The sequence below is a fragment of the Rossellomorea vietnamensis genome (assembly GCF_001305855.1).
Lineage (GTDB): Bacteria > Bacillota > Bacilli > Bacillales > Bacillaceae_B > Rossellomorea > Rossellomorea vietnamensis_A.
This window is the reverse complement of sequence record NZ_LIXZ01000002.1, coordinates 95,371-121,233: the sequence shown is the minus strand read 5'-3', so window position 1 is coordinate 121,233 and position 25,863 is coordinate 95,371. Positions and strand designations below refer to the sequence as shown.

General features: G+C 43.5%; 21 protein-coding genes and 1 other annotated feature. Of the genes, 16 read left to right on the top strand and 5 right to left on the bottom strand.

Features of this window, described 5'->3' with window-relative positions; genetic code table 11:
* The first annotated feature begins 69 nt into the window (after positions 1-69).
* Positions 70-717, top strand: a complete 648-nt coding sequence (locus AM506_RS03635; protein ID WP_034757145.1) for an amino acid ABC transporter permease — start codon at positions 70-72, stop codon at positions 715-717.
* Positions 718-750: 33 nt separating this feature from the next.
* Positions 751-1,473, top strand: a complete 723-nt coding sequence (locus tag AM506_RS03630; RefSeq protein ID WP_200908412.1) for an amino acid ABC transporter ATP-binding protein — start codon at positions 751-753, stop codon at positions 1,471-1,473.
* Positions 1,474-1,527: 54 nt separating this feature from the next.
* Here AM506_RS03630 and AM506_RS03625 read toward each other — a convergent pair whose 3' ends face one another.
* Positions 1,528-2,013: a LiaI-LiaF-like domain-containing protein gene (locus tag AM506_RS03625; RefSeq protein ID WP_060670929.1), complete on the bottom strand. Its 486-nt coding sequence runs from the start codon at positions 2,011-2,013 to the stop codon at positions 1,528-1,530.
* Between the two features lie 399 nt (positions 2,014-2,412).
* On the opposite strand from AM506_RS03625, the gene hemA reads away from it, so the two are divergent.
* The 8 genes from hemA to ysxE all read left to right on the top strand — a co-directional run bounded on the left by hemA (position 2,413) and on the right by ysxE (position 11,209).
* Positions 2,413-3,765, top strand: coding sequence for a glutamyl-tRNA reductase (gene hemA / locus AM506_RS03620; protein ID WP_060670927.1), 1,353 nt, complete (start codon positions 2,413-2,415; stop codon positions 3,763-3,765).
* 15 nt (positions 3,766-3,780) lie between these two features.
* Positions 3,781-4,614, top strand: a complete 834-nt coding sequence (gene ccsA, locus AM506_RS03615; protein WP_060670925.1) for a cytochrome c biogenesis protein — start codon at positions 3,781-3,783, stop codon at positions 4,612-4,614.
* A 17-nt stretch (positions 4,615-4,631) separates the two neighbouring features.
* A complete protein-coding gene (gene hemC, locus AM506_RS03610) occupies positions 4,632-5,564 on the top strand; it encodes a hydroxymethylbilane synthase (RefSeq protein WP_060670917.1) in 933 nt (310 codons plus the stop codon).
* Complete coding sequence (locus AM506_RS03605) at positions 5,564-6,346, top strand: uroporphyrinogen-III synthase (RefSeq protein ID WP_060670915.1); 783 nt, start codon at positions 5,564-5,566, stop codon at positions 6,344-6,346. Before hemC ends, AM506_RS03605 begins: the two co-directional genes overlap by 1 nt.
* A gap of 26 nt (positions 6,347-6,372) precedes the next feature.
* The gene (gene hemB, locus AM506_RS03600) at positions 6,373-7,347 is read left to right on the top strand and encodes a porphobilinogen synthase (protein WP_060670913.1); all 975 of its coding nucleotides are present in this window, start codon (positions 6,373-6,375) and stop codon (positions 7,345-7,347) included.
* Between the two features lie 55 nt (positions 7,348-7,402).
* Positions 7,403-8,695 (top strand): glutamate-1-semialdehyde 2,1-aminomutase, encoded by a 1,293-nt coding sequence (gene hemL, locus AM506_RS03595; RefSeq protein WP_060670911.1) that lies wholly within the window; start codon positions 7,403-7,405, stop codon positions 8,693-8,695.
* A 136-nt stretch (positions 8,696-8,831) separates the two neighbouring features.
* Entirely contained in the window at positions 8,832-10,043 is a 1,212-nt protein-coding gene (gene spoVID, locus AM506_RS03590) for a stage VI sporulation protein D (protein ID WP_060670909.1), read from the top strand.
* A gap of 137 nt (positions 10,044-10,180) precedes the next feature.
* Complete coding sequence (gene ysxE / locus AM506_RS03585) at positions 10,181-11,209, top strand: spore coat protein YsxE (RefSeq protein WP_060670907.1); 1,029 nt, start codon at positions 10,181-10,183, stop codon at positions 11,207-11,209.
* A gap of 35 nt (positions 11,210-11,244) precedes the next feature.
* Here the strand turns inward: ysxE and AM506_RS03580 are convergent, their stop codons facing one another.
* Positions 11,245-11,433: a hypothetical protein gene (locus AM506_RS03580; RefSeq protein ID WP_034760497.1), complete on the bottom strand. Its 189-nt coding sequence runs from the start codon at positions 11,431-11,433 to the stop codon at positions 11,245-11,247.
* A 164-nt stretch (positions 11,434-11,597) separates the two neighbouring features.
* Positions 11,598-11,824: a binding site (T-box leader), on the top strand.
* A gap of 53 nt (positions 11,825-11,877) precedes the next feature.
* Between AM506_RS03580 and AM506_RS03575 the strand changes: the two genes are divergently transcribed.
* The 4 genes from AM506_RS03575 (at position 11,878) to AM506_RS03560 (ending at position 20,815) form a co-directional block, all read left to right on the top strand.
* Positions 11,878-14,529: a valine--tRNA ligase gene (locus AM506_RS03575; protein WP_060670905.1), complete on the top strand. Its 2,652-nt coding sequence runs from the start codon at positions 11,878-11,880 to the stop codon at positions 14,527-14,529.
* A gap of 136 nt (positions 14,530-14,665) precedes the next feature.
* Positions 14,666-15,976, top strand: a complete 1,311-nt coding sequence (locus AM506_RS03570) for a bifunctional folylpolyglutamate synthase/dihydrofolate synthase (RefSeq protein ID WP_060670903.1) — start codon at positions 14,666-14,668, stop codon at positions 15,974-15,976.
* A gap of 109 nt (positions 15,977-16,085) precedes the next feature.
* Entirely contained in the window at positions 16,086-17,798 is a 1,713-nt protein-coding gene (locus tag AM506_RS03565) for a sensor domain-containing diguanylate cyclase (protein WP_082386221.1), read from the top strand.
* Between the two features lie 134 nt (positions 17,799-17,932).
* Positions 17,933-20,815, top strand: a complete 2,883-nt coding sequence (locus AM506_RS03560; protein ID WP_060670899.1) for a vWA domain-containing protein — start codon at positions 17,933-17,935, stop codon at positions 20,813-20,815.
* Positions 20,816-20,855: 40 nt separating this feature from the next.
* Here AM506_RS03560 and AM506_RS03555 read toward each other — a convergent pair whose 3' ends face one another.
* From AM506_RS03555 to AM506_RS03545, 3 genes are read right to left on the bottom strand one after another with little or no spacing between them, the layout of a single operon-like run.
* Positions 20,856-22,736: a hypothetical protein gene (locus AM506_RS03555; RefSeq protein WP_060670897.1), complete on the bottom strand. Its 1,881-nt coding sequence runs from the start codon at positions 22,734-22,736 to the stop codon at positions 20,856-20,858.
* Positions 22,737-22,751: 15 nt separating this feature from the next.
* Positions 22,752-23,339 (bottom strand): PilW family protein, encoded by a 588-nt coding sequence (locus AM506_RS03550; RefSeq protein WP_082386220.1) that lies wholly within the window; start codon positions 23,337-23,339, stop codon positions 22,752-22,754.
* A complete protein-coding gene (locus tag AM506_RS03545) occupies positions 23,281-23,811 on the bottom strand; it encodes a type II secretion system protein (protein ID WP_160316843.1) in 531 nt (176 codons plus the stop codon). Before AM506_RS03545 ends, AM506_RS03550 begins: the two co-directional genes overlap by 59 nt.
* 114 nt (positions 23,812-23,925) lie before the next feature.
* On the opposite strand from AM506_RS03545, the gene AM506_RS03540 reads away from it, so the two are divergent.
* Positions 23,926-25,098 carry a hypothetical protein gene (locus AM506_RS03540; protein WP_060670891.1) on the top strand — a complete coding sequence of 391 codons (1,173 nt, stop codon included), beginning with the start codon at positions 23,926-23,928 and terminating at the stop codon, positions 25,096-25,098.
* 23 nt (positions 25,099-25,121) lie between these two features.
* Entirely contained in the window at positions 25,122-25,856 is a 735-nt protein-coding gene (locus AM506_RS03535) for a PRC-barrel domain-containing protein (RefSeq protein ID WP_060670889.1), read from the top strand.
* The last annotated feature ends 7 nt before the right edge of the window (positions 25,857-25,863 follow it).

Here is a 25,863-nt window from a genome sequence, read left to right as displayed (position 1 = left end):
GAGCGAATGTGCTTCTATGCGCATTCGCTTTTTGTCTTAATGGGAAATAAATTGAACGGAGGGAAGTCCATGCACTTTTTAGAAACCTTTGCCGGTACATATGATGTTTTTCTTAAAGGGATGTTGCTGACATTCCAATTAACCTTTGTATCTGTCCTGATTGCGATTGTGATCGGTTTGTTTTTCGCTTTCCTTAAGATTTCAGGGATCAAACCTTTGTCCCTGATTGCGGATTTATACATTTTCGTTGTAAGGGGTACACCATTAATCGTTCAAATCTTCATTTTCTACTTCGGATTGACTTCATTGAATATTTCAGGCTTCTGGTCTGTCGTCATGGGTCTTGCATTCCATAATGGAGCGTATATCGCAGAGATCTTCCGCGGGGCCATTCAATCCATCGACAAAGGGCAAATGGAAGCGGGGCGTTCCCTTGGAATGTCACTTGGCCTGTCCATGAGAAGGATCATCCTTCCACAGGCATTCAGGCGTGCCCTGCCACCCCTTGGGAATCAATTCATCATTGCATTGAAGGATTCATCCCTTGCTTCCTTCATCGGGATGTTTGAATTGTTCAGCGTGGCGACGACACTCGGTTCGAATAACTTTGATTATATGACGTATCTGCTCGTTGTAGCGATCTATTACCTGGTTCTCGTATTACTATTCTCAACGATCGTCAATGTAATCGAGAAACGAATGTCTATCAGTGATTAAGAATAAGTGGGAGGGATGAGTGTGAGTCAGGAAATGATTAAAGTAGAAAAATTAAATAAATCCTTTGGTGATTTACATGTATTAAAGGACATTGATATCAACGTAAGGGAAAGTGACGTGGTTTGCCTCATTGGAGCCAGTGGATCAGGGAAGAGTACATTGCTTCGCTGCTTAAACTTCCTCGAACTGAAAGATAACGGGAAGGTCGTCATCGAAGGGGAGGAAGTCAATCAAGATACCCATGATTTGAATAAGATCCGTCAAAAGGTGGGAATGGTCTTCCAGCATTTCTATCTCTTCCCCCACAAAACCGTATTGGAAAATGTGATGGAGGCACCGGTGTACGTAAAGGGTGTCTCTAAGGCGGATGCAAGGAAGGATGCCAAAGCGCTGTTAAAGAAGGTCGGGCTTGGGGATAAAGAAGATGTCTATCCCTCCAAGCTTTCCGGGGGACAGAAGCAGCGTGTCGCCATCGCCAGGGCCCTTGCCATGAAACCGGATATCATGCTGTTCGATGAGCCAACTTCAGCACTGGATCCTGAATTGGTCGGTGAAGTACTCGCTACCATGAAGGAGCTTGCTTTAGAAGGAATGACGATGGTCGTCGTGACCCATGAAATGGGATTTGCCCGTGAAGTGGCCGATTGGGTCGTCTATATGCATGATGGCCGCATCGTCGAAGTGGGGCCCCCACAGGAATTGTTCCATTCTCCAAAAGAGCAGAGGACGAAAGAATTTTTGGACTCGGTTCTTTAATATTAATAAACATGAAAAAGCCCGGATGCCATTCCGGGCTTTTTCGCGTTTGGCTTACTTTTTTCTTACAAATAATAAATAGACACCGATCCCGATAATGACGATGGGCCAGAATTCCCAAGCGCTTCCCACACTTCCTTCGATGAAACCGGACCATCGCACCACTTTATCCGAGAATAGAAGAAGGATAGAGAGTGTCAAAAAAAGCACTCCTTGAAATAATCCGGTACGTGTCTTCTGGTATCTGAGCAGGAAACCGAGTGCAATGATGAGAATGAAAGTTCCCATATGATCCGGCCAAATATCCAGTTTATTGACCACGTGGAAATGTAAGCCGAATCCAACAAGGATCGTACCGGGGAGGATGGCTTCATAATCCTTACCTCCGTATCCCTGACCGAGAAAAGCCAGTCCGACAATGATAAGCAAAGTGGGCCACGTGAAAAATTCCTGAAATAATACGATGTTTGCCTGCTGTAAATAAAAGTAAGCTCCAAAGCCAATTAAGATGATTCCGGGGAATATCCGCTGCTGTTTCATACTCTTCCTCCTGAATATTAGTAAAATGACGGTTTTAAATTCTATTTTTTAAGGGAAAATGACACATAATATGAAAAATAAATCCCTATGTCCCGTTGAATAGTGAGAAACCTTTCCATTACTTGATTCTTTAGGCTTGTTTTGGTACCCTACATTAGTAGGGAAATGTCGAAATTTAAAAGATTTACGAAGAATTGAAAATGCTTTCAAGCTTATTTTCCTTCTTCTACTTAAATGTAATGATGAAATGAATGTTTAGCAAGTCCCGGAAGAAGCATTAGGTTCTACCCCTTAAATGTAGCATAGGTTTCATTTTCTGTTCACATTTTAGGGCCTGAGGACTTATTTGGACATGTTATAATAACAGTATTGATTTTACTTGGGGGTGTAGTGCATAGCATGTATACAATAGTCGTTGGTTTAAATTATAAAACGGCCCCTGTAGAGATTCGTGAGCGTTTATCTTTCAACGAAACTGATCTTCCTTCAGCAATGAAAACATTAAAGGAAAAGAAAAGCATCCTTGAGAATGTGATTGTTTCTACATGTAATAGAACGGAAGTCTATGCGGTAGTGGATCAGCTTCATACAGGTCGTTATTATATTAAAGATTTTTTATCTCAATGGTTTGATATAGATAAAGAGGAGTTCACGCCATATCTGTTCATTTATGAACAAGAAGGAGCGGTCGAACACCTGTTTAAGGTTGCCTGTGGATTGAACTCAATGGTACTCGGGGAAACCCAGATCCTTGGTCAAATCCGTTCAAGCTTCCTGAATGCCCAGGAGTCGGGAGCGACGGGTACCGTATTTAATCACCTGTTTAAGCAGGCGGTGACCGTTGCCAAAAAGGGCCACTCGGAAACAGAGATTGGTTCCAATGCGGTATCAGTCAGCTATGCGGCCGTTGAATTGGCTAAAAAGGTATTCGGCAGCCTGGAAGGTAAGCATGTCCTCATTCTTGGGGCCGGGAAAATGGGGGAACTTGCCATCAAGAATCTCCATGGCAGCGGAGCCACCAAAGTGACCGTGATCAACCGCACATATGAGAAAGCCCAAACCCTTGCAGAGCGTTTCAGCGGCAATGCGAAAACGATGCAGGAGCTTCAATGCGCCCTTGTAGAAGCGGATATCATGATCAGTTCAACCGGAGCAAAGGATTTTGTCATCACGAAAGAAATGATGTCCCATGTGGAAGGCATGAGGAAGGGCCGTCCCCTATTCATGGTGGACATAGCCGTACCGAGGGATTTAGATCCGGCGATCGGGCAGCTCGAGAGTGTATTCCTTTATGACATCGATGATTTGGAAGGCATCGTCCAGGCGAATCTGGCCGAACGCAAAAAAGCGGCTGAACAAATCGAGATCATGATCGAAGCAGAAATCGTTGCGTTTAAAGAATGGTTGAACATGCTCGGTGTGGTACCTGTCATCTCCGCTCTCAGACAGAAAGCACTTGCCATACAGGCAGATACGATGGAAAGCATCGAAAGGAAAATGCCTGACCTGTCAGACAGGGAACGCAAGGTACTCAATAAACACACGAAGAGCATCATCAACCAGCTATTAAAAGATCCGATCCTCCAGGCGAAGGAATTTGCCGGTCTTCCGGATGCAGAAGATAAATTGGATCTATTCATCAACATTTTTAACATTGAACAACAAGTGTTAGAGCAGAAACAAGTGAAAGCAGCCAACGAAAAGACTGAGAGCGATCATAGCTTTACACCACAACCCTCTTTTCAAGCATAAGTGAGGTTAATGTCGATGTTTGAACAAACGATGACCAGGCTGCACGAACTTATGATTGTTCTGTATGCTATTAGTATTCTCTTTTATTTTATAGATTTCTTAAACAAAAACCGGAAGGCGAACCTGTTTGCCTTCTGGTTACTTGCGATTGTTTGGGTCCTTCAAACAATCTTTTTATTTCTATACATGATGAATACAGGCAGGTTTCCGGTCCTCACCATCTTTGAGGGACTTTATTTTTATGCCTGGGTCCTCATCACCCTGTCCCTGATCATCAACCGATTGCTGAGGGTGGATTTCACTGTCTTCTTTACAAATGTACTCGGATTCATCATCATGGCGATCCATACATTTGCGCCCGTTCAGGTGGAGTCCCAGGCGATGGCGGAGCAGATGGTATCCGAACTGTTGCTGATTCACATTACGATGGCCATCCTCTCATACGGGGCCTTCAGTCTTTCCTTTGTGTTTTCCCTTCTCTATCTCCTCCAGTTTAAATTATTGAAGGAGAAAAAATGGGGGCAGAGATTATGGAGGATCAGTGATTTGTCCAAGCTTGAGAAGATATCCTATATCTCTAATTCCATCGGGGTAGCGATGCTTCTGTTGAGCCTTATCTTAGGGCTGCAGTGGGCATATATCAAGCTTCCGGAATTTCTATGGTATGATCCAAAGATAATAGGATCTTTCATTCTATTGATTTTATACAGCAGTTATCTATACCTTCGCATTAAAAAGAATGTCTTTGGTAAATCATTAGCGTTTCTTAATGTTGCAGCCTTCTTGATTATATTAATCAACTTTTTCTTAGCTAGTCGGCTGTCTTCATTTCATTTCTGGTATTCATAAGTTTTCAGGAGGTCATTATGAGAAAAATCATTGTTGGTTCAAGACGAAGTAAATTAGCCCTTACCCAAACCAATTGGGTGATCGATCAGTTGAAGTCCCTCGACCCTTCTTACGATTTTGAAGTGAAGGAGATTGTGACGAAAGGGGATCAGATCCTGGATGTAACCTTATCCAAAGTGGGCGGTAAAGGCTTATTTGTAAAAGAAATCGAGCAGGCGATGCTGGATAAAGAAATCGACATGGCCGTTCACAGTATGAAAGATATGCCGGCGGTTTTACCGGAAGGACTGACGATCGGAAGCATCCCGGTTCGTGAGGATCACCGTGACGCGTTTATCAGTAAGAATCATGTTGCCCTCAAAGACCTCCCTGGTGGAGCGATCGTCGGAACGAGCAGTCTCAGGAGAGGTGCCCAGATCCTGTCTGTGAGACCCGATCTTGAAATCAAATGGATCCGCGGCAATATCGATACCCGTCTCTCTAAACTTCAAAATGAAGATTACGATGCCATTATCCTGGCAGCGGCGGGACTATCACGCATGGGATGGACGTCGGATGTCGTCACGGAATTTCTTGATCCGGACCTTTGCTTGCCGGCAGTCGGTCAAGGTGCCCTTTCAATCGAGTGCAGAAATGATGACGATGAAGTTCTCGAACTGCTTGAGAAATTCGCGTGTGAAGAAACGACAATTACCGTAACGGCTGAACGAGCTTTTCTACATAAAATGGAAGGTGGCTGTCAAGTGCCGATAGCGGGATTTGCCGAGCTGAAAGACAATGGTGATGTTGCATTGACCGGACTTGTCGCTTCTCCGGACGGTCATACGATCTACAAAGAATACATGACGGGTCAAGATCCGAAAGAAGTTGGAGAAAAAGTGGCTGAAAGTTTAACGAAGCAAGGTGCAAAAGCCTTGATTGATCAGGTGAAAGAGGAGCTGAATCAATAATGAAGGGTAAGAGGCCTTTAGAACAAGTAAAGGTTTTGATTACTCGTGGCAATGAGGGATCCAGTGAAACCGGGTCCCTCATTGAAGACGAGGGAGGGGTGCCTATTTTGGTACCGCTCCTTCATTTTCACCCCCACATAGATCCGTTGGAGGTTTCGCTTCATTCTACCCTGCATACATACAAATGGATTATTTTCACCAGTAAAAATGGGGTGAAGTTCTTCCTGGAAGCATTAGAAAGACGGGGGATCCCTTTACCCTCTTATACCGGCAAATTTGCTGCCGTCGGGACCAAGACGGAGCAGTACTGCCAAAAATACGGAATACCGATTTCATTTGTTCCGGAAAATTTCACAGGCGATGACTTCGCCGAGGAGTTCATATCTAAAGTGAAGCCTGATGGCCCCGTCCTGATCCCAAAAGGGAATCTTGCAAGGAATGTGATTGCAAAGGAATTAATCTCAGCAGGAGTCACCTGTCAGGAATGGGTCGTCTATGAAACGGTACTTCCAGAGGAAAGCATCGTGCAGTTGAAAACAATCATTGAAAAAGAACAAGTGGATATCATTACATTCACGAGTTCATCGACGGTCCATCACTTTATGAAGGTCATCCGTCACTATTCTCTGCATGATCACATCAGGGACATTCCCATTGCCTGCATCGGACCGATCACAAAAAACATTGCAGAACAATACGGATTACATGTAAATATCTGTCCAAGGGTTTATACTGTAAATGAAATGGTGAAGGAGATGAAAGATTTCATCTCTGCCTGTTAGCTATCAAACATTAGGAGGCTTTTACTATGAAAGACCTGCAATTCAATCGTCACCGCCGCTTACGTCAATCGGAAACGATGCGTGCGCTCGTGCGGGAGACACATCTAAGAAAAGAAGATCTCATTTACCCATTATTTGTCGTGGAAGGGGAAAACATCAAGAATGTCGTTCCGTCCATGCCGGGTGTTTATCATATTTCAATGGATAATTTACAAGCTGAAATGGATGAAGTGGTTTCACTTGGGATCAAGTCCATCATTTTATTCGGTGTTCCAGCTGAAAAAGACGAGTTGGGGAAACAGGCTTATCATAACCACGGGATCGTCCAGGAGGCTACACGTTTTGTGAAGGAACGTTATCCGGACCTCGTTGTCGTTGCCGATACATGTCTTTGTCAGTATACAAGTCACGGTCACTGTGGAATCGTCAAAGATGGGAAAGTCCTGAATGACGAAACCCTTGATTTGTTAGCCAAAACAGCGGTCAGCCAGGCTGAAGCGGGAGCGGACATCATCGCCCCTTCCAACATGATGGATGGGTTCGTCGCAGCGATTCGCCACGGTCTTGACGAAGCGGGCTACCATGATGTGCCGATTATGTCATACGCTGTGAAATATTCATCAAGCTTCTATGGTCCTTTCCGTGATGCGGCTCATTCAACACCTCAATTCGGAGATCGCAGAACGTATCAAATGGATCCTGCGAATCGCTTGGAAGCATTAAGGGAAGCCCAGTCTGATATGGAAGAGGGTGCCGACTTCCTTATCGTGAAACCTGCCCTTTCGTATCTTGATATCATGCGTGAAGTGAAAGACCGTTTCAATGCACCGGTTGTCGCTTATAACGTAAGTGGAGAGTACAGCATGGTGAAAGCAGCGGCTCAAAACGGATGGGTAAACGAACAGGAAATCGTGATGGAGAAACTGACCAGCATGAAACGTGCAGGGGCAGACCTCATCATTACGTATTTTGCAAAAGACGTAGCAAACTGGTTATCCTAATTGGTGAAGAATTCCTGTCAGGATGACTGAAAGATCACTAAAGGAGGAACCGAAATTGCGTTCATATGAGAAATCGAAACAAGCATTCAAGGAAGCAGTAAAGCTGATGCCCGGCGGAGTGAACAGTCCCGTCCGTGCTTTCAAATCAGTCAACATGGATCCGATTTTCATGGAAAGAGGAAAAGGATCGAAAATCTATGATATCGATGGGAATGAGTACATCGACTATGTCCTGTCATGGGGTCCGCTTATTCTAGGTCACAGCAATGACCGGGTCGTGGAAACCATTAAAAAAGTGGCTGAAAACGGGACGAGCTTCGGTGCTCCTACAGAAATTGAAAACAAACTGGCCCAACTGGTGATTGACCGGGTGCCAAGCATCGAGATCGTCCGCATGGTGTCTTCAGGTACAGAAGCGACGATGAGTGCACTACGTTTAGCCCGTGGATACACAGGCCGCAATAAGATCATCAAGTTCGAAGGCTGTTACCACGGTCATGGAGACTCTTTATTAATTAAAGCGGGCTCCGGTGTCGCGACCCTCGGTTTACCGGACAGTCCCGGTGTTCCTGAAGGAGTGGCAAAGAATACGATCACAGTGCCTTACAATGATCTGGAAAGCATCCGTTATGCCTTCGAACAATACGGTGATGACATAGCCGGTGTGATCGTCGAACCTGTTGCAGGGAATATGGGCGTTGTACCTCCTCAACCCGGATTCCTGGAAGGTTTGCGTGAAGTAACGGAAAACCACGGTGCCCTTCTGATTTTTGATGAAGTCATGACAGGCTTCCGTGTCGGTTACGGCTGTGCCCAAGGCTTCTACAACGTGACGCCTGACTTAACATGTTTAGGGAAAGTCATCGGCGGGGGACTTCCTGTCGGGGCATACGGCGGGAAAGCGGAAATCATGGAAAGGATCGCGCCAAGCGGTCCGATCTATCAAGCCGGAACTCTTTCGGGTAACCCGTTAGCCATGACGGCTGGATACGAAACACTGAGCCAGCTGACTCCTGAAACATATACCGAGTTTACACGTAAAGCAGATCTACTGGAGGAAGGCTTAAAGAAAGCCGCGGAAAAATACAACATTCCTCACAGAATCAACCGTGCAGGCTCCATGATCGGGATCTTCTTCACAAACGAAGAAGTATCGAACTACGAAGGTGCCAAGTCATCGGATCTTGAGATGTTTGCCGACTACTACCGGGAAATGGCTCATGAAGGGGTATTCCTGCCACCTTCTCAATTTGAAGGACTATTCTTATCGACAGCCCATACGGATGACGATATCGAAAAGACCCTTCAGGCAGCTGAAAAAGCGTTTGAGAAAATCAGCAAAAAGTAATAATGATAGCCGATCCTTTTTTTAGGATCGGCTATTTATATTCGTTTTCCTATCATATTCCTCCTTTCCGTTTCATAAAGTGATAATGGCATTGTTTACTATTTCTTTGTTTGGAACTTGAAAGGAGGAATTTTCTTTGTCACAAGAACAACAATCGTGTTTACGATTTTCTTTGGAAGAATCAATTTGGTTCAAAAAAGGACAGGAAGTTGAAGAATTGCTATCTATCTCCTTAGATCCTCATATAACGATACAAGAACAAGAGCAGTATGTACTTATCAGGGGAAGCCTCGATTTGACGGGTGAGTATTTACCGACTTCATTTAGAGAAGAAGAGGAAGATGAGTTCGAAGCAGGTGGGAAGTTCGTGCAGACAGTGGAAAAGAGGGAGAAGGGTGAATATGAATTTGTCCATCGATTCCCGGTTGATGTCACGATCCCTAAAAATCGAATCGCGAATTTAGGCGACATTGATGTGTATGTTGAGTCCTTTGACTACATCGTACCTGAAAATGCCTGTTTAAAGCTGAACGCAGATTTGACCATCACCGGCATCTACGGTGAACAGCAGGCTCACACTCCTCTTGAAGCAGAATATGAGAGAGAAGAAGAATTTGAGCCCCTTTATCGTTCAAGTGCCGTAGCTGAAGAAGTGGAAGAGGCGGAAGAAGAGGTGGAAACCGAAGAAGAGGAAGAAAGAGAAGAAGTGTACGAATACGAAAACTATGAGGAAGAAGAAATCACGAGTTATGTTGAAGAAGCCCAGGAAGAAGAGGATGCGGATGACGAGTATCAGCCGTTTAATCTGGAGGGAAGGACTCCACCGGCTGAACAGGAAGATGAAATTCCTGTCCAGATTCAATACGATACACAGCCGGCTCCCTCCTATGAGGAAGTCGACTACCGGAAAGAAAATGTATTCCAGCTTCCCCAGCATGAGCTGAGTGAGTCGTCCGAGGAGCAGCATGCTGAACCGAAGGCCGCTTATACGCCGCCTCCTGCACCGAAATACAAGGAGCAGGAGATAGATGAGGAAGAATCTTCTTCCTCATCAGCCGTAGAAGCAGAGATGGAAGAGGAAGAACAGGAAGAAAAGAAAAAGACGAAGAGCAAAAAGAAGTATGAATCCATTTCATTAACTGATTTCTTTGCCCGGAAAGAAGAGGAAAGAGGAGCGACTCTCCGGGTATGCATCGTCCAGGAGGGAGAAAACCTGGATTATATAGCTGAAAAATATGATTTGACCATTCCGCAGCTATTAAGGGTGAATCAACTCGAAGCAAATCAGGACGTTTATGCCGGGCAGGTTCTTTATATCCCGAACAGTGAGTTCGTTTTCAAGGGATAAAGGAAAATAGCAAGGTCACTCCCATCAGAGGACCAAAGAAATGAGTCAATGTATTATAGATGAACGACGGGGCTGACACCAAATTCTTTGGAGTTGGTCCGTTTTTTTTAGAAAAGTAATCTTAGAAGGTGAGAGGAATGGCAGAAACGCTGGAGGGATTGAAGCCTGTCTTGCAACCTTATGGGGTCGATCCTCATTTTGTTGAAAGCTACGGAAAGATTTCGAAAGTATTCTCAAATAAAGGTACTCTGGCCGTCAAACAGCTTCCAGCCCAAAATGGAGTGGACTTCGTCCGGAATGTACAAATGCTGTTTCAGCGGGGCTATAATCGGATCGTACCGATTTATCCCACCCTGGATGGCCGCTATGCTGTGTGGAATCAGGGATCCTTATATTATGTAATGCCCTGGCTCTTGAACCAGGAAAGAGAAGATCAATTTGAAAAGCACCAAAAGATGTTCAGGGAATTGGCGAGGCTTCATACTCTTTCCTCACATGAAGTGAAGATCGATAAGGAAGAGAGAGAATCCCATTATGAGCAGCTGACATCGAGATGGGATAAAGAGCAGGCTTTCCTCGATGAATACGTGGAAACATGTGAAAAGACCACCTACATGTCCCCTTTTCAGTTTCATTATTGCATGTATTACAAGGACGCTTCACAAGCGTTGAAGTTTTCCCGTAAAACGCTGGATGAATGGTATGAGGACACGAAGGAGCTTGAAAAGGTAAGGACCGTGATCACCCATGGAAAGGTTTCGACGGAGCATTTTTTATTCGATGAAAGGGGTTTGGGGTATTTTCATAACTTTGAGAACTCAAAGATGGCGTCCCCATTTCATGATCTCCTCCCGTTCTTGTCGAGAACATTGAAGACCTATCCTAAATACTACGAGGAATGTATTGAATGGCTCACCACCTATTTTCAGCATTTTACCGTCCGCAATGAAGAGAGGCTCCTGTTCATGAGCTACCTTGCTTATCCGAGCTCCGTCATTTCCGTTGTGGAAAAATACTTCCATACCCCGAAGGATAAGCGGAATGAACGGAAGTCACTAAAGAAGCTGCAGCGTCACTACTGGTTACTGAAAAATACCGAATATGTGGTCATGCGACTGGATGAAATGGAAAAGCAGAAGAAAGAGCAGGCCGAGCAGGCTGAATAAAAAAAGGACTGACGAATCCACCTTTCGTCAGTCCATTAAATCCAATCGAAGTAAATGGCAAGGCCGATCCCGATAAACAGGGTTAACAGAAGAACATCAAAAGTGGTTGGTAAGAGAATCGTGCGGATGCCTTGAAAGATGGTAAAAGGTATGATGAATTGCTTACATATTAATCGGGCGTTGCCCATCCATTTCTGTAAGGTGTACTGGTTGATTTTTTTCATCATCATCCACTCACTTTCCTGGGTATATTCACTACTTTATCTTATGAATCGGGGATGGAAAGGTGCCTATATATGGGCAAAATGAATATTTTTCAATGAAAATGCCAATAATGATTGACGAAAGTTTATCTTATCCTATACTATAATGAGTAAATAAATAATCATGAAAAGCAATGAACAGGAAGAGTACATTGGTCCTTACTTTCAGAGAGGAAAATCGTTTGCTGAGAGATTTTCTACGTTAAGACAATGGAAGGTCGCCTGAAGAGCTGCTTCTATGAATGTCAGTAGTAGAAGCCGGTTAAAAGCCGTTATAATCGTCGAGAGTTCAGGAGGTTTCTTACTCCTGAGAAAAAAGGTGGTACCGCGAATGGAATCCTTCGTCCTTTTCACAGGACGGGGGATTTTTTTATTTTTTTTTAGAACGATATAGGAGGAAATCACATGGAAACTCAAGATCAACAATTATCAATGCCGACAAAATATGATCCGAATGCCATTGAACAGGGCCGTTACAAATGGTGGCTTGAAGGAAAATTCTTCGAAGCGACAAACGATAAGGAGAAGGAACCGTACACCATCGTCATCCCGCCGCCGAACGTAACGGGGAAACTTCATCTTGGCCATGCCTGGGACACAGCGCTACAGGACATCCTGACAAGAATGAAACGCATGCAAGGGTACGACGTACTTTGGCTGCCTGGTATGGACCATGCCGGAATTGCCACTCAGGCGAAAGTAGACGAAAAACTTCGCAGCCAGGGAATTTCACGCTATGACCTCGGTCGTGAGAAATTCGTAGAAGAAACATGGAAATGGAAAGAAGAATATGCCGAGCACATCCGCCAGCAATGGGCGAAAGTAGGACTGGGACTGGATTACAGCCGTGAACGCTTCACACTTGATGAAGGCCTGTCCGATGCTGTTCAGAAGGTATTCATCGATCTTTACAATAAAGGCTTGATCTACCGCGGGGAATATATCATCAACTGGGATCCTGCGACGAAGACGGCACTATCCGATATCGAGGTTATTCATAAAGATGTACAGGGTGCATTTTATCATATGAGATATCCACTTGCTGATGGAAGCGGCCACATTGAAATCGCGACAACCCGTCCGGAAACGATGTTGGGAGATACAGCGGTTGCGGTACATCCGGAAGACGACCGATACAAGCACCTGATCGGGAAGAAAGTCATCCTCCCAATCGTAGGGCGTGAGATCCCGATCGTCGGTGACGATTATGTGGATATGGAGTTCGGTTCCGGAGCGGTGAAAATCACACCTGCCCATGACCCGAATGACTTTGAAATCGGGAACCGTCATAATCTTGAACGCATCCTCGTGATGAATGAAGATGGTACGATGAACGAGAAAGCTGATAAATATAACGGCATGGACCGTTTTGACTGCCGTAAGCAAATTGTGAAGGATCTTCAGGACTCCGGTGTGTTGTTCAAGATTGAAGAGCATATGCATTCGGTGGGGCATTCGGAGCGTAGCGGGGCAGTGGTTGAGCCTTATCTTTCCACTCAATGGTTCGTTAAGATGGATACATTGGCTGAAGAAGCGGTTAAACTTCAGGAAGGTGAAAACAAAATTAACTTTGTTCCTGATCGTTTCGAAACTTCTTACTTGCGCTGGATGGAAAACACGCGTGATTGGTGTATTTCACGTCAGCTATGGTGGGGTCATAGAATCCCCGCATGGTATCACAATGAAACTGGTGAGACTTACGTAGGGAAGGAAGCACCTGAAGACATTGAAAACTGGACACAAGAAGAAGACGTACTAGATACTTGGTTTAGTTCAGCGCTATGGCCATTCTCAACGATGGGCTGGCCTGATGTGAACGCAGAGGACTTTAAGCGTTACTACCCAACCAATACGCTTGTGACAGGTTACGATATTATCGGATTCTGGGTATCCAGAATGATATTCCAAGGGTTGGAGTTTACTGGTGAAAGACCATTTAAAGACGTACTTATTCATGGTTTGGTTCGTGATGCAGATGGACGTAAGATGAGTAAATCACTAGGAAACGGTGTAGACCCGATGGATGTCATCGAAAAATACGGTTCCGATTCCCTTCGTTACTTCCTGACAACAGGAAGCTCACCAGGGCAGGATCTTCGCTTCTCATTTGAAAAGGTTGAGTCGGTTTGGAACTTTGCGAACAAGATCTGGAACGCATCCCGTTTCGCACTGATGAACATGGATGGCATGACATATGATGAAATCGATTTATCAGGTGAAAAATCCGTAGCGGATAAATGGATCCTCACCCGATTAAATGAAACGATTGAAACGGTGACGCGCCTGGCAGATCGTTATGAATTCGGTGAAGTTGGACGCTTACTATACAACTTTATCTGGGATGATTTCTGTGATTGGTACATTGAAATGGCGAAACTGCCTCTATACGGTGAAGACGAAGCTGCGAAGAAAACGACCCGTTCGATCCTTGCATATGTTCTCGACAACACCATGAGACTACTGCACCCGTTCATGCCGTTTATTACCGAGGAAATATGGCAGAACTTGCCGCATCAAGGCGAATCGATCACTGTAGCAACATGGCCGACGGTTGACGATAAGCTGACAGATCAAGCGGCAGCGGAAGAGATGAAGCTTCTGGTTGATATCATCCGTGCCGTACGGAATGTTCGTGCCGAGGTGAACACGCCGATGAGTAAACAAATCAACCTGATGCTGAAAGCCAAAGATGCACACACCCTGACGATCATCGAAAAGAATCAATCATATATCGAGAAATTCTGTAATCCGGAAAAGCTTGAGATGGGAACGGATTTAGAAGCACCGGAAAAAGCGATGACGGCAGTCGTGACAGGCGTGGATCTGTACCTTCCATTAGAAGGACTGATCAATATCGAAGAAGAAATCGCACGTCTTCAAAAAGAACTGGATAAATGGACGAAGGAAGTATCCCGTGTCCAAGGCAAGCTTAACAATGAGAAATTTGTAAGCAAAGCCCCTCAGAAAGTAGTGGACGAGGAAAAAGAGAAAGAAAAAGATTATTTAGAGAAACAAGCGACTGTGAAAGCGAGAATCGAAGAGCTTAAATCGGTTTAATGTGACTGAATCAATAAATAGAAGGTAAGGAAGAGGGCTTTAGAATCAGGTCTGAATGATACGTGGGAATCTCCGCATCATTCAGGCTTGATTGAGGCCCTTTTTCTAATAAAACCAATGTGGGAGTGAAAAATTTTTGAATTATGAACAAGCGGTTGCGTGGATACACTCAAGACTTAGACTTGGAATCAAGCCTGGATTGATGCGGATGAATCACCTGTTGGAGGAACTCGGGAACCCCCATCAAAAGCTTAAAACCGTCCATATCGGCGGAACCAATGGAAAAGGGTCCACCGTTACTTACTTGAGGAATGTGCTTCAGGAAGCAGGGTACACCGTTGGAACCTTTACTTCCCCTTATTTTGAACGGTTCAATGAACGGATAAGCATGAATGGAGATCCCGTCAGCGATGAGGATTTGACACGGCTTGTCGAAAAGGTTAAGCCTGTTGCGGAAACGATGGAACAATCGGAATGGGGTGCTCCCTCTGAATTTGAAGTCATTACGGCCATGAGTTTTTATTATTTTGCCGAATTGAAACCCGTCGACCTGGTCATTTATGAGGTTGGGCTCGGGGGAAGACTGGATTCGACGAATGTCATCACCCCCATGGTTTCCGTGATCACGAGCATCGGAATGGACCATATGCAGTTTCTTGGGAGCAGATTGGAAGATATCGCGTTTGAGAAAGCGGGTATCATCAAACCTAATGTACCTGTCATTTCAGGTGTCCACCAACCAGAAGCAAGGAACGTAATCGAAGAAACAGCCCTTGAAAGGGAATGTGAAGTATTTCAACTTGGGAAGGATTTTACTGCCGAGCGTCTCGCCTTATTGGAAAAGGGGGAACGATTCGAATACAGATCTCCCATCCAACATGAGGTGTTCGAGCTTTCCATGCTCGGAACCCATCAAATCAATAATGCAGCCCTTGCCATCAAAGTCGTCGAGCTCCTTGTGGAAAATCAGGAGATGAAAATAGAACCGGAGCACATCAGGAGTGGATTAAAGAAGGCATCATGGCCAGGGAGAATGGAGGCATTATCCGATACACAAGAGATTTACATTGATGGTGCCCATAATCCAGAAGGAGTGGCAGCCCTTGTGAAGACAATCAAGGAACGCTTCCTTCATAAAAAAGTGACCGTCCTTTTCTCGGCACTTCATGATAAAGAGTTGAGGCCGATGATCTCCCGATTGGAAGAAGCAGTGGATGACATCGGATTTACGACCTTTGATTTCCCAAGGGTAGCATCGGTGGAAGAACTTTACGAAGCTTCCACGCATCCCAATAAGGTGGAAGTCCATGATTGGAAGACGTATCTTGAAGAGAAAATAGAGGTCATGCAAGAAGACGATGTCCTGCTCATAACAGGCTCCCTCTACTTTTTGTCAGAAGTAAAACCATATTTACTTCCTTTATTGGAAAATTACAGAAAAAAGTAAGTGACTTTATTCTGGTGCTTTGATAAAATATTCTTAAACTTGTGACTATTTAACTAGTATAGTATGATCAGACTATATTAAATTCATTGAAAACCGATGGGGGATAGATATGACGTTACCATTGAAGAAAAAGCTGTACATATTGCTGGCATGGCTTGCGGTTGTACCGGCAGGTTTGTATTTCACATATCAATACTATCCCCCTGAAAATATTGCGGGTTATGAGCTAGAGTTTATTACATTAGTGGCATTTGCCACGTTTATCCCCCTAATGCCCATCGTGATCAACGGGGCGACCATCTTCTTCATCCAGTGGGTGACACTCGTCGGTTTCATCAAGTATGGTCTGTTTATTGAGATCGTACTGATGCAGTTCTCGATCATCCCCTTACTGATAAGGCTCCGGGTGACGAAGAACGACTGGCACAGGATCCCATTGAATTCATTGATGTTCTTTTTGGTTTCATGCATCAGCGGATTGATCTATTTTATGGTCGGTGGGGAAATAGCCGAAAGGGAACTCAGTCAGCTGATTTTACCGATCCTTTGTTACCAGATTGTATCCATTATGATCAATCAGATCCTCCTCCTTCTCTATCATCATTATGTGGCTAACAATGATGTGCGTTTTTACAGTAAGGATTTTGTATGGGATTTTACCGCCAATATGATTATGTTCCCTCTTTCTCTCTCACTCTATTATTTGACATTTGAACTGGGGGCGTTTGCCTCGTTGCTGATTGGAGTCCCGTTCGTCAGTCTCTCCATCATCTTAAAGCTCTATAATTCATCCGAGAATATCAATGAATACCTCCAAAAAGCAGGGGAAATCGGGCATCAGTTAACAGAGAGTCTCAAGGTCAAAGAAGTCCTGGATATTTTCATCGAGAAGATCATCGAGACCCTCCCTGTCGAATATGCGTATATCCTCGACTGCCATGAGGACGGGCTGGTGCTGCTCAGACGTTTTGAAAATGGGGAAATGAAATCGAATAATCTCCGACCCCTCAAGAAAAATCAGGGAATCAGCGGCGTGGTTTGGGAAACAGGGAAGTCCGTCCTGTATACTTCCCGGTCGGAATGGACCGACATCGCCGAGGGCTATATGCCCGAGGATGTGGAAAGCGTGTTATGCGTGCCCATCGTCAGAAGCCAGAAGGTGAGAGGGATTCTCCTGCTCGCTTCCTCCAAGAAGAAAGCGTATGAGAAATTCCAATTGATGATCGTTGATATCCTATGCTCCTATTTCGGCATTGCCATTGCCAATGCAAGGCACCATGAACGGACGAAACAGAACAGTGAACGATGCGCTCTTACAGGTCTCTACAATTACCGCTACTTCGAGGACCTGCTTTCCATGGAATATAACCATCTCGAGGCAGGAAAGAGAAAGAACCTGTCCCTCATCATGCTCGATCTTGACCACTTCAAAGTGATCAATGATAACTACGGTCACCAGAGCGGTAACGAAATCCTCATACAGCTCGCCGAACGCCTCCGGGCACTGATATCTACGAAAGGAACCGTGGCAAGATACGGCGGGGAGGAGTTTGTGATCCTCCTTCCGGACACCGAACGGAAAGAGGCACTCCGCATCGCAGAATATGTCAGGGGAGCGATTGCCAATCAGCCGTTCACGCTCCATGACAGCCTGGACGAATCCAACAAACAGATGATGGTAAGGGTCACGGCGAGCATCGGCGTATCCACCGCACCCCAGGATGCAGACGATACGATGGCCCTCATCCGTCATGCCGACCGTGCCCTGTATACGGGAGCGAAGCAGGCGGGGAGGAACCGGGTGGCGCAGTATGTGAAATAAGGAAAAGGATGTCTATCGTACTCATGGACATCCTTTTTTATTGAAAATATCATTGACTGAGTATTAAGTCCTATTAAAAAAGTTTGAAGATTGATATAATAAATGCATTATAGGATAACCAAAAGAGGGATATTATGAGAATACAGCCAAAAATTCCATTACTATTCATCCTGTTTCTTACACTGCTAGTGAATTCGACCCTAACATATGCTGAAGGAAATTCAAATTTACATGTAGATTTTAATGTAACACCGTCACAAGAGGTGATCGTGAAGCCGGCAGATGGGAATGCAAAAGCATCTATAGACTTCAATATAATTCCTGCAGGGGAAGTGAAGGAGGCAAAGCGTCCTCCAATCGATGTCGTCTTTATCTTTGATAAATCTGGCTCGATGAGTAGCACGAGGGATAAATTGCAAAATGCAAAAGACGGACTGACCAGTGCCGTCCAATTCTTTGAGAAAAACAAACAACCAAACGACCGCTTTTCTCTCATCACCTTTTCTTCCGAGATTGAAACCATCCTTCCATTAAGCAATGACCTCGATTCTATTAAAACGTCTATGTTACATACCAACGCTTATGGAGGCACAAATTATACAGATCCTCTGCGTGCTGCAAAAAACATGCTGAGAGATTCCAACAATGAAAAGTATATTGTCTTCCTGACCGATGGACAGCCGATGATTGCAACGGCCGTTGAAAAAGTGAAAAAAGAAGAATGTACCAGGTCATTTTGGTTTTTTTGTGGTGAAACAGATATTGTCGAGAGTGATCAACAAGTGATATACGATTTTCAAAATAGATATAATTACAACAGATGGCTGCATAAAATATATTCACCGGATAATAGTAAGTTGAAATCATTGTACATTCCTTCCTCTTTTTCAATGGACGGTACCTCTTTTAATTTCGGGTGGTACAATCCAGGGGAGTTGGAAACGAACAGTCAGCAGATGCAGGCACTGATTAAACAAAAAGGGCTTGAAGTTTCCAAAGAATTATACAACTCCAAAATCACCATGCACACCCTTGGATACGGGGAAGGTGACCTTGACGACCGCTACCTTCAAATGCTGGCTGCACAAACTTCCGGCAGCTTCATCAAAGCAGGTGAGGGGAGTGTTGCGGGTGCATTTGAAAAGCTTGCGAATAAGATAAATTCCGTTAAATTGGATGGGGAAGTCGTGGTGCCATTGCCGGCAAATGTAACAGTTGACCGCAATCAGTATAAAGTGGTCAATAATACGGTGTACTTACCGTTTTCCACTGTTTATGAAGCTGGTCAGGGAGCACCGTCGCCTATTACTCTATCGTTACCTGCGGAATTTACGGCAAAAGGTACGTACACATTTAATAATGTAAAAATACGATACAAAACAGCAGAAGAATCTGCCTGGAGAAATACTGTTAATAAATCGGTGACGATCCAGGTGAAGGATGATGCACCTGCATCCGTTACAGGAAAGCTTGAACTGAATAAAATCAATCAAGAATTGTTCAATTTAATTATTGAGCAGGGAAAAGATACAAATTCATTTTCAGGAGTGTATCAGCTGGAATTCGGTGGCCTGGTCAATCCAAATGCCAAGGGGAATTTGAGCGGTATCACCATTTACCAGCCCTTACCTGAAGGGGTAGAAGTGGAAGCCGGCAATGGGATTTCAGTTGAAAATGTGGATGGTCAACGAACGGCTGTCATGAGATTGACCCAAAGGGTTAATTTTGAGAATGGATCGTTTTCTCAATCCTCTCTTTCTGCCAGCATGAAGATAAAGGCTTTATGGGCCATCAATAATGTAAAAATGCCTCAGCCGAAGGTTTCTTACATTGATTCGAGATATGGTACGAAAGTGGTCAGTAATTTGAATCCTGATCAAAGTGAACTGAGTGCAAAAGTAAGAACGAGGAAGTACTATGATCAAAAAGAATATGCTTATGATGGCTTTTCTAACGGGACTATTAAAAAAGTAAGAGTCTTAGAACAGGGAGAAGCAACTGTCGCTGTTCTTGAGCCGGCCGCTAATAACAGGTACCCGAATAAAGCCGTAAAGGAATTAACTGCTGATTCCACTAAATTAACGATCACGTATAAAGATGGATCAACCTCTGTCCTATCATTTATTCCTGAATTGACGGTAAAGGATGCCGTTACCAGGAAAGTATTAGAAGACGGGGCTACCATATCGAATCAGGCTGAATTTTATCTATCTACCGGGGTTCCGGGAGAAGATGTGAAGTATCAATATCGAATTTTAAATGAGGATGAACCGATAGAAGAATGGGCTGGCATCGAATTCCAGGAAATGAAAACCCTCGACATGTTCGGGGAAAATGAAATCCAGGTGAGAGCAAGCGGAGGATTTGCCATCGAGGACTATATTATCGGGAAAACCGTTTCGATAGAAGGGGATGACTTAATACGTGTTCCTTCCGTCATTGAATTATATGTCGGTGAAACGAAGTCATTCGATATTGATATCTTTCCTTTTGGGAAGCCGAATAATAATTATAATGTCAAGGTAATCGAAGGTGATGACGGGGTGATTAACTCTGAATATTCCAGAGTCAATTCTAGCAAGGACAATAGAATGACCGGTTTATCTCCAGGGGAGGATATTGTTGAAGTAGAAACGAAAAATGGAAAGTATAAAAAGAATATCCGTGTTATCGTGAAGTCCAGGTTCGTTAACCTTGAAAGCATGGATTTTACCAAATCGAAATATACACTGCTCCTAGAGGGGAACGATTTCGACATTCATTCTAACTTGATCTTTAATCCTGCGGATGCGACCAATAAAAATATTAAGACTGTCACTGATACAGGAAATGGCATAGTCGAGATAACAAGGGAAAATGATATGTGGAAAATAGTTCCGAAGAGTAAAGGTGTGACGACGATCACTGTCACATCCGATGAAGACCCCGATATTAAAGCTATCGCGATTTTTGAGGTTGTTTCTGAAGAAGATGGAAATTCGGATACAGAAGAGGGTAGCATAGATGGCAGGTGGTAAAATAAAAAGCGAAGCTATGATCAGTCATAGCTTCGCTTTTTTACTCCACTATTATTTCGTCACTAATGAGGGAGAGGGAGTCCACCCGGGGAAGAGCATCCAATTTGGATAGGAGTACATCTTTATTATAATGAACGATGAATCGTGATAATTTCTTTTCCTGGTTCGAATAAAGATCCCTTTGTATATCATCCATGCTGTCGACATCCCCGCGGACGGCGTTTACTGTCAGGTTTCCTTTCGAAAAGACGCCGCCATTCACATAAAAGAGGGAGCCGACGCCATATAGTGTTGCGTTGCTGTCGGTGTATAAAAAAGCCTGAAGAGGTTTAATGTTTTCTGATGCATCAGGCAAAAGATCAGCCTCTCTCTTTTCTTCTTCATCCGTGTAATATTGAAATTCATTCATCCTTGTGACCAACAGTTCTCCTTTTGAAAGTAAAATCAATTGACCGGTTTGATTTGAATCCCCAGGACTATGTTTGCCGGTTATGTTCAAATTCGATATGCTTGTTTTTCCTATTGAGTAAATGACAGAATCAAATTCAATTTCATCGTTCTCACCATCAGGATCATTTGCATCCCCTTGTATCGTTAGGTTACGGCCGGAAAAAATGTTCCCATCAATAGAAGATGTAGAGTTTTGGGACTGGAACAAAACATCTTCAAAGCTGACGATATTCTCTTTCAATCTTACTGGTGCATTTGCTTCGATGGATACCTTACCAGCCGCGACAATATTTCCGATCGACATATTCTCTTTTCCGTTCGAGATGGTTACATTTCCGGTAGAGATGATATTTCCAATATCCATTGTGGAAGTAGCAAGAATATTCACATCTCCTTGAACAATCAGGTTCACCCCGGGATTTTGCAGCCCTTTTATGGTGATACTTTGATCCGCTTTTACGGTCCCCTGCACATTTTCACTTAATAGTCCATTTTCCAGAGGAAAGAAAAGGGGACTGTTGGATAGAAAGTTGGTTGTAATCGTATTTCTTAGATTTACTTTAGTCAAAGCCTGATCAAGTGAAAGACCGAGAGAGTTCAACACTTCCCCAACTTCCTCCCCGTATGTTTGATCAAAGGAGATGTCTGTGAATTGGCTGTCCTGCATTATGTCCGGTGTTGGGATATGCGGGTAAAATTGCCGGGTGTCCACCAGGGATTTCATATGGGCATAATTGACTTGGTCATAACTGGTGTACAAATCACCGATGATGGATGGAAAGGGAGCGCTCACTCTTTTATCCTCGAAATTGGACAACTGATATTCGGCATCCTCACTGATACCGAGTGAGTTAGCATATACATTTCCCACCAGATGGGGTGAACCGTTCAACTGCAGCTGTTCACGGGAGCCTAACGTATATTTCAGGAAGCTTGGGATTGGAGACAAAATGACTCTCTTCCGGACCATTTTTTCAACCTTTCCTTCTTCCGAATCAGGATTTTTCGTATTGACGATAATCTCATATACCCTTGTAAGGTTCGTGTCGAGAAAATCGAGGCCGAATGTGTGATATTGAAGGTTATTGGCTTTCCCACAATGATTCCCCAACAGGTTGGAGGCTTGATTTCCGCTGACATCGACAATCGTAATACATTTGATCGTATCAGAAGATTGGTAGGCTGGGATGATATCCGTCTGGATGAAGTCCCTCACTTTTGAGTTAATATTTACAGGGGTTAATTGACTGATCTCCAACTGCTTGGCGGGCTGCAATTGGAATACGAGCTTAGCTGAGATCTCTTCGACTGCTTTTAAGCCTTCATATGTAATATCGATATCTGTTTCCCTGACTTCTGTCCGTTTTGCACCTCCTATTGTTGAACTCATGATGGCCATGCCGATCGTCACCATGACGAGGGAAGTGATTAGTACAGTCAGCAACGCATTTCCTCTTTGATTTGTTAACAAGCTATTCCCTCCCTCCTAGAATCCGAAGCGGCTATCTAATTCAAGTGTTTTATTGAATTTTGGATGACTCACCTTGTATGTCATTTGAATCATCGCATCCTTGCACGGATTTGACGTACAACTCGTCGTAATGGTGGATCCTGAAAAGTCGGATGGAGTAGCGAGTATCTCCCCGTTAAAGCTCCATTGCTCTTTTCCGTCAATGTGTACCAGTTCCAACGTCTGTTCATCATGTAAAACGTCTTCATTTTTCACATCATAAAAAGATTTTCCCGAGTAAGAAGAGACATTTTTTTCGGAGTCATTAACGAATTTAATGCAGCTTGATTGATCAGGGGCACATTCTTCAATGCTGTCAAAAGGGTACGAATATAAATGTTTCATTACCATGGATGATACATAATCCGCATCTTCCCGAAGTTGGGCATCTATCGACACTTTTTCATAAACTTTATATCCGGTTATCAAGGCACCGTATGTAACTGGCAAAAGAATTGCCGATATAGTAAGAGTGACCAATAACTCAATCAAGGTGATCCCTTTATTATCGAATATCTTCACTTTTAATTTTCCCATCAACCGTCGTGCTGTATTCTCTATCATTTATATTCCACCTCACTTTGACTGTAATGGGAATATAGTAATCCATTTCTTCAGGAGTCGATACTTCCTCGGAAAAGATGGCAGCTTCATACTCTAATCCATTAATCGTAATATTTTTCTTTTCGGGACAGGTATTATGTATTTCAGATTCAGTAGAGGAATTAGAGAATAATTTATATTTCTCATCACAGAAGAGTAATGTGAGGTAATCAGCTTCTGAGGACTTGTCCCCGGTGTTTACATTATGAAAATAGTTTCTGACCTCGAGGAAGTTCTGTTTCTCCATGAACATAAGAACATTCCTGGCTACATTGACTCCTACCGTCTTCTTTTGATTAGCATTCGTATATGTACTGGATTGAAGAAAGAAGTTCATGAAGCTCAGCAAGACGATTCCGAGTATCGTAATGGAAACCAATATTTCTATTAATGTGAAGCCTCTATTGTTTTTTACTATTTTTATGTGTTTCAACCCAACACCTGCTTTCAATCTACCTAACTTTATTATACAATATCTAGTAGTCGAAACTTGTTAAAAAAAGTCTAATTTATAAGAAATATATCATAGGAAGGAGCTGAATGTAAGATGATTTACCTATTTTCATTACTGGCACTTATTCTACTATTACCTATTTTATATTTCATTCCAATCGGGATCTCCAATAAGGGGAAACTATTGATTGCTGGCGTATCGTTTGGTCTGACGCTCTTGGGATTAGTCGCATCAACCCTATATCCGATGTGGGCAATTGGTCTGATGTTACTGGCTTTGCTGACTATCCTTTCCTTTATGATGGAACAACGTTTTGGCGGTCTGTTGGCAGTGGCTGCAGGACCTGATCCGGATGGGAATGACTCACAATGGCATGAGATTCATGAACAAGGTGTATTTAAGGCTGACTTACATAATGACATAGAAGTGGCGAATGAAGCTTCTAAAGTGAAAGATGAAGATGAAATGGTTTCGGTTGAAGAACTCGTAGACGAAGTGGAACCAAGGGATTCTAAAGAAGAGGATACGGTGCATAGTGAAGAAGCAACGGCAACCTTGGAGGACATAGAGCCTTTACTGGAACATGATGAGATATTGCTCGGACAAGTTGATACAGAAATAGAATCAACACAGGTTCAGCAAGACGAAAGTGAATGGTTTATCGAGAATGCAAACGAATTGAATGAAGTACCGGATGCGACTGAAGAAGACATCGGGTTGTTTGAGGGTGATTTGAGTGAAATCGAAAGTATGATCAATGAACCGGATGAAACAGCAGTAGAAGAAGCGGAAGAACCAGAGATATGCATGGAAGATATAGCTGAAATAATCGATGAGAGTGCTGGATCAGTTGCTGAAGAGTTAGAGGAACCTGTAATTGCAGGGGAAGACGCTGATCTTGAAGGTACGGTCGAGGAGAAAGAAGAGTTATTAGCTGGTGCAGACTCTATAGACGAACTTCCAAAGCGAACCAGAATCATGAGAGAAGTAATGAAGACCATGATTGAACAGATTACACTTTCCCAGAGTCTGTTAACAACTGACCAGATGGAAAATATGATCAAGCATTATTTACATCCAAGTCTACACGATCAAGATTACTATACATTTGCAAGAATATTAATGGATCATTACATTTCAACAGAGCAATATGAAGATTTGGATATGTTCATTAAAGGGATTCAAGAGAGATTCAGGGAGTACCCTTATATCACAATGGACTTGGATCAGACAAAGGAATATGCGTGGGAAATGGCACGAAACTAAATTGATGGAACAGGTGAGATGACATGAAGAAAAGTTCAGAAATGAAAGCTTTACCGATTATCAGTATTTACGATGGAAGTGAAATAGGGAGAGTGAAATCCCTTGTAATAAATCCGGAGAAAGGCTCAGTCGACTTCTTGACCATTGAACATGAAGATTGGCAGGTGAGTGTGAAAGCGATCCCTTTTAAAAAGGTAGTTGGGATCGGGGAATATGCTGTGACAGTGGAAAATGAGAATGCAGTCATTGACTTGAATGAAATTCCTATCGCAAATCAGCTCGTGAACAAGAAGATTAAGATCAATGATACCCGTGTTATGACCCGTAAAGGTCAGATGATCGGTAATATCCAGGAGTTTTATGTGGATGATGAAACAGGGGCCATCGTTTCATTGGAGTTACAGTCGAAGGACAATACTTATTTCCTTGCAACAGAACATGTACTCACTTTCGGGAAAGATATCCTCATCGTGAACGAAGATGCTGTGGAATATTTTAAAGATTCATTCGATCAACTGAGCGATCCTGAACCTGTGTTCGAAGAAGAGGTCGAATCATTACCTCAACAGCATGGTCTTGAAACAATCAAATCGAAACAGACAGAATTATTGGCTGGTAAAAGTGTGACGGAAGATATTTATAATTTAGAAGGGGATTTGTTGATTGCCAAAGGTTCCTCTTTATCGGAATCTGACATTAAAGCCGCTCAAGAAGCGGGTCCTTCTGTATTTGTTGATTTAACGATGAATATTAAGTAGGAATTAG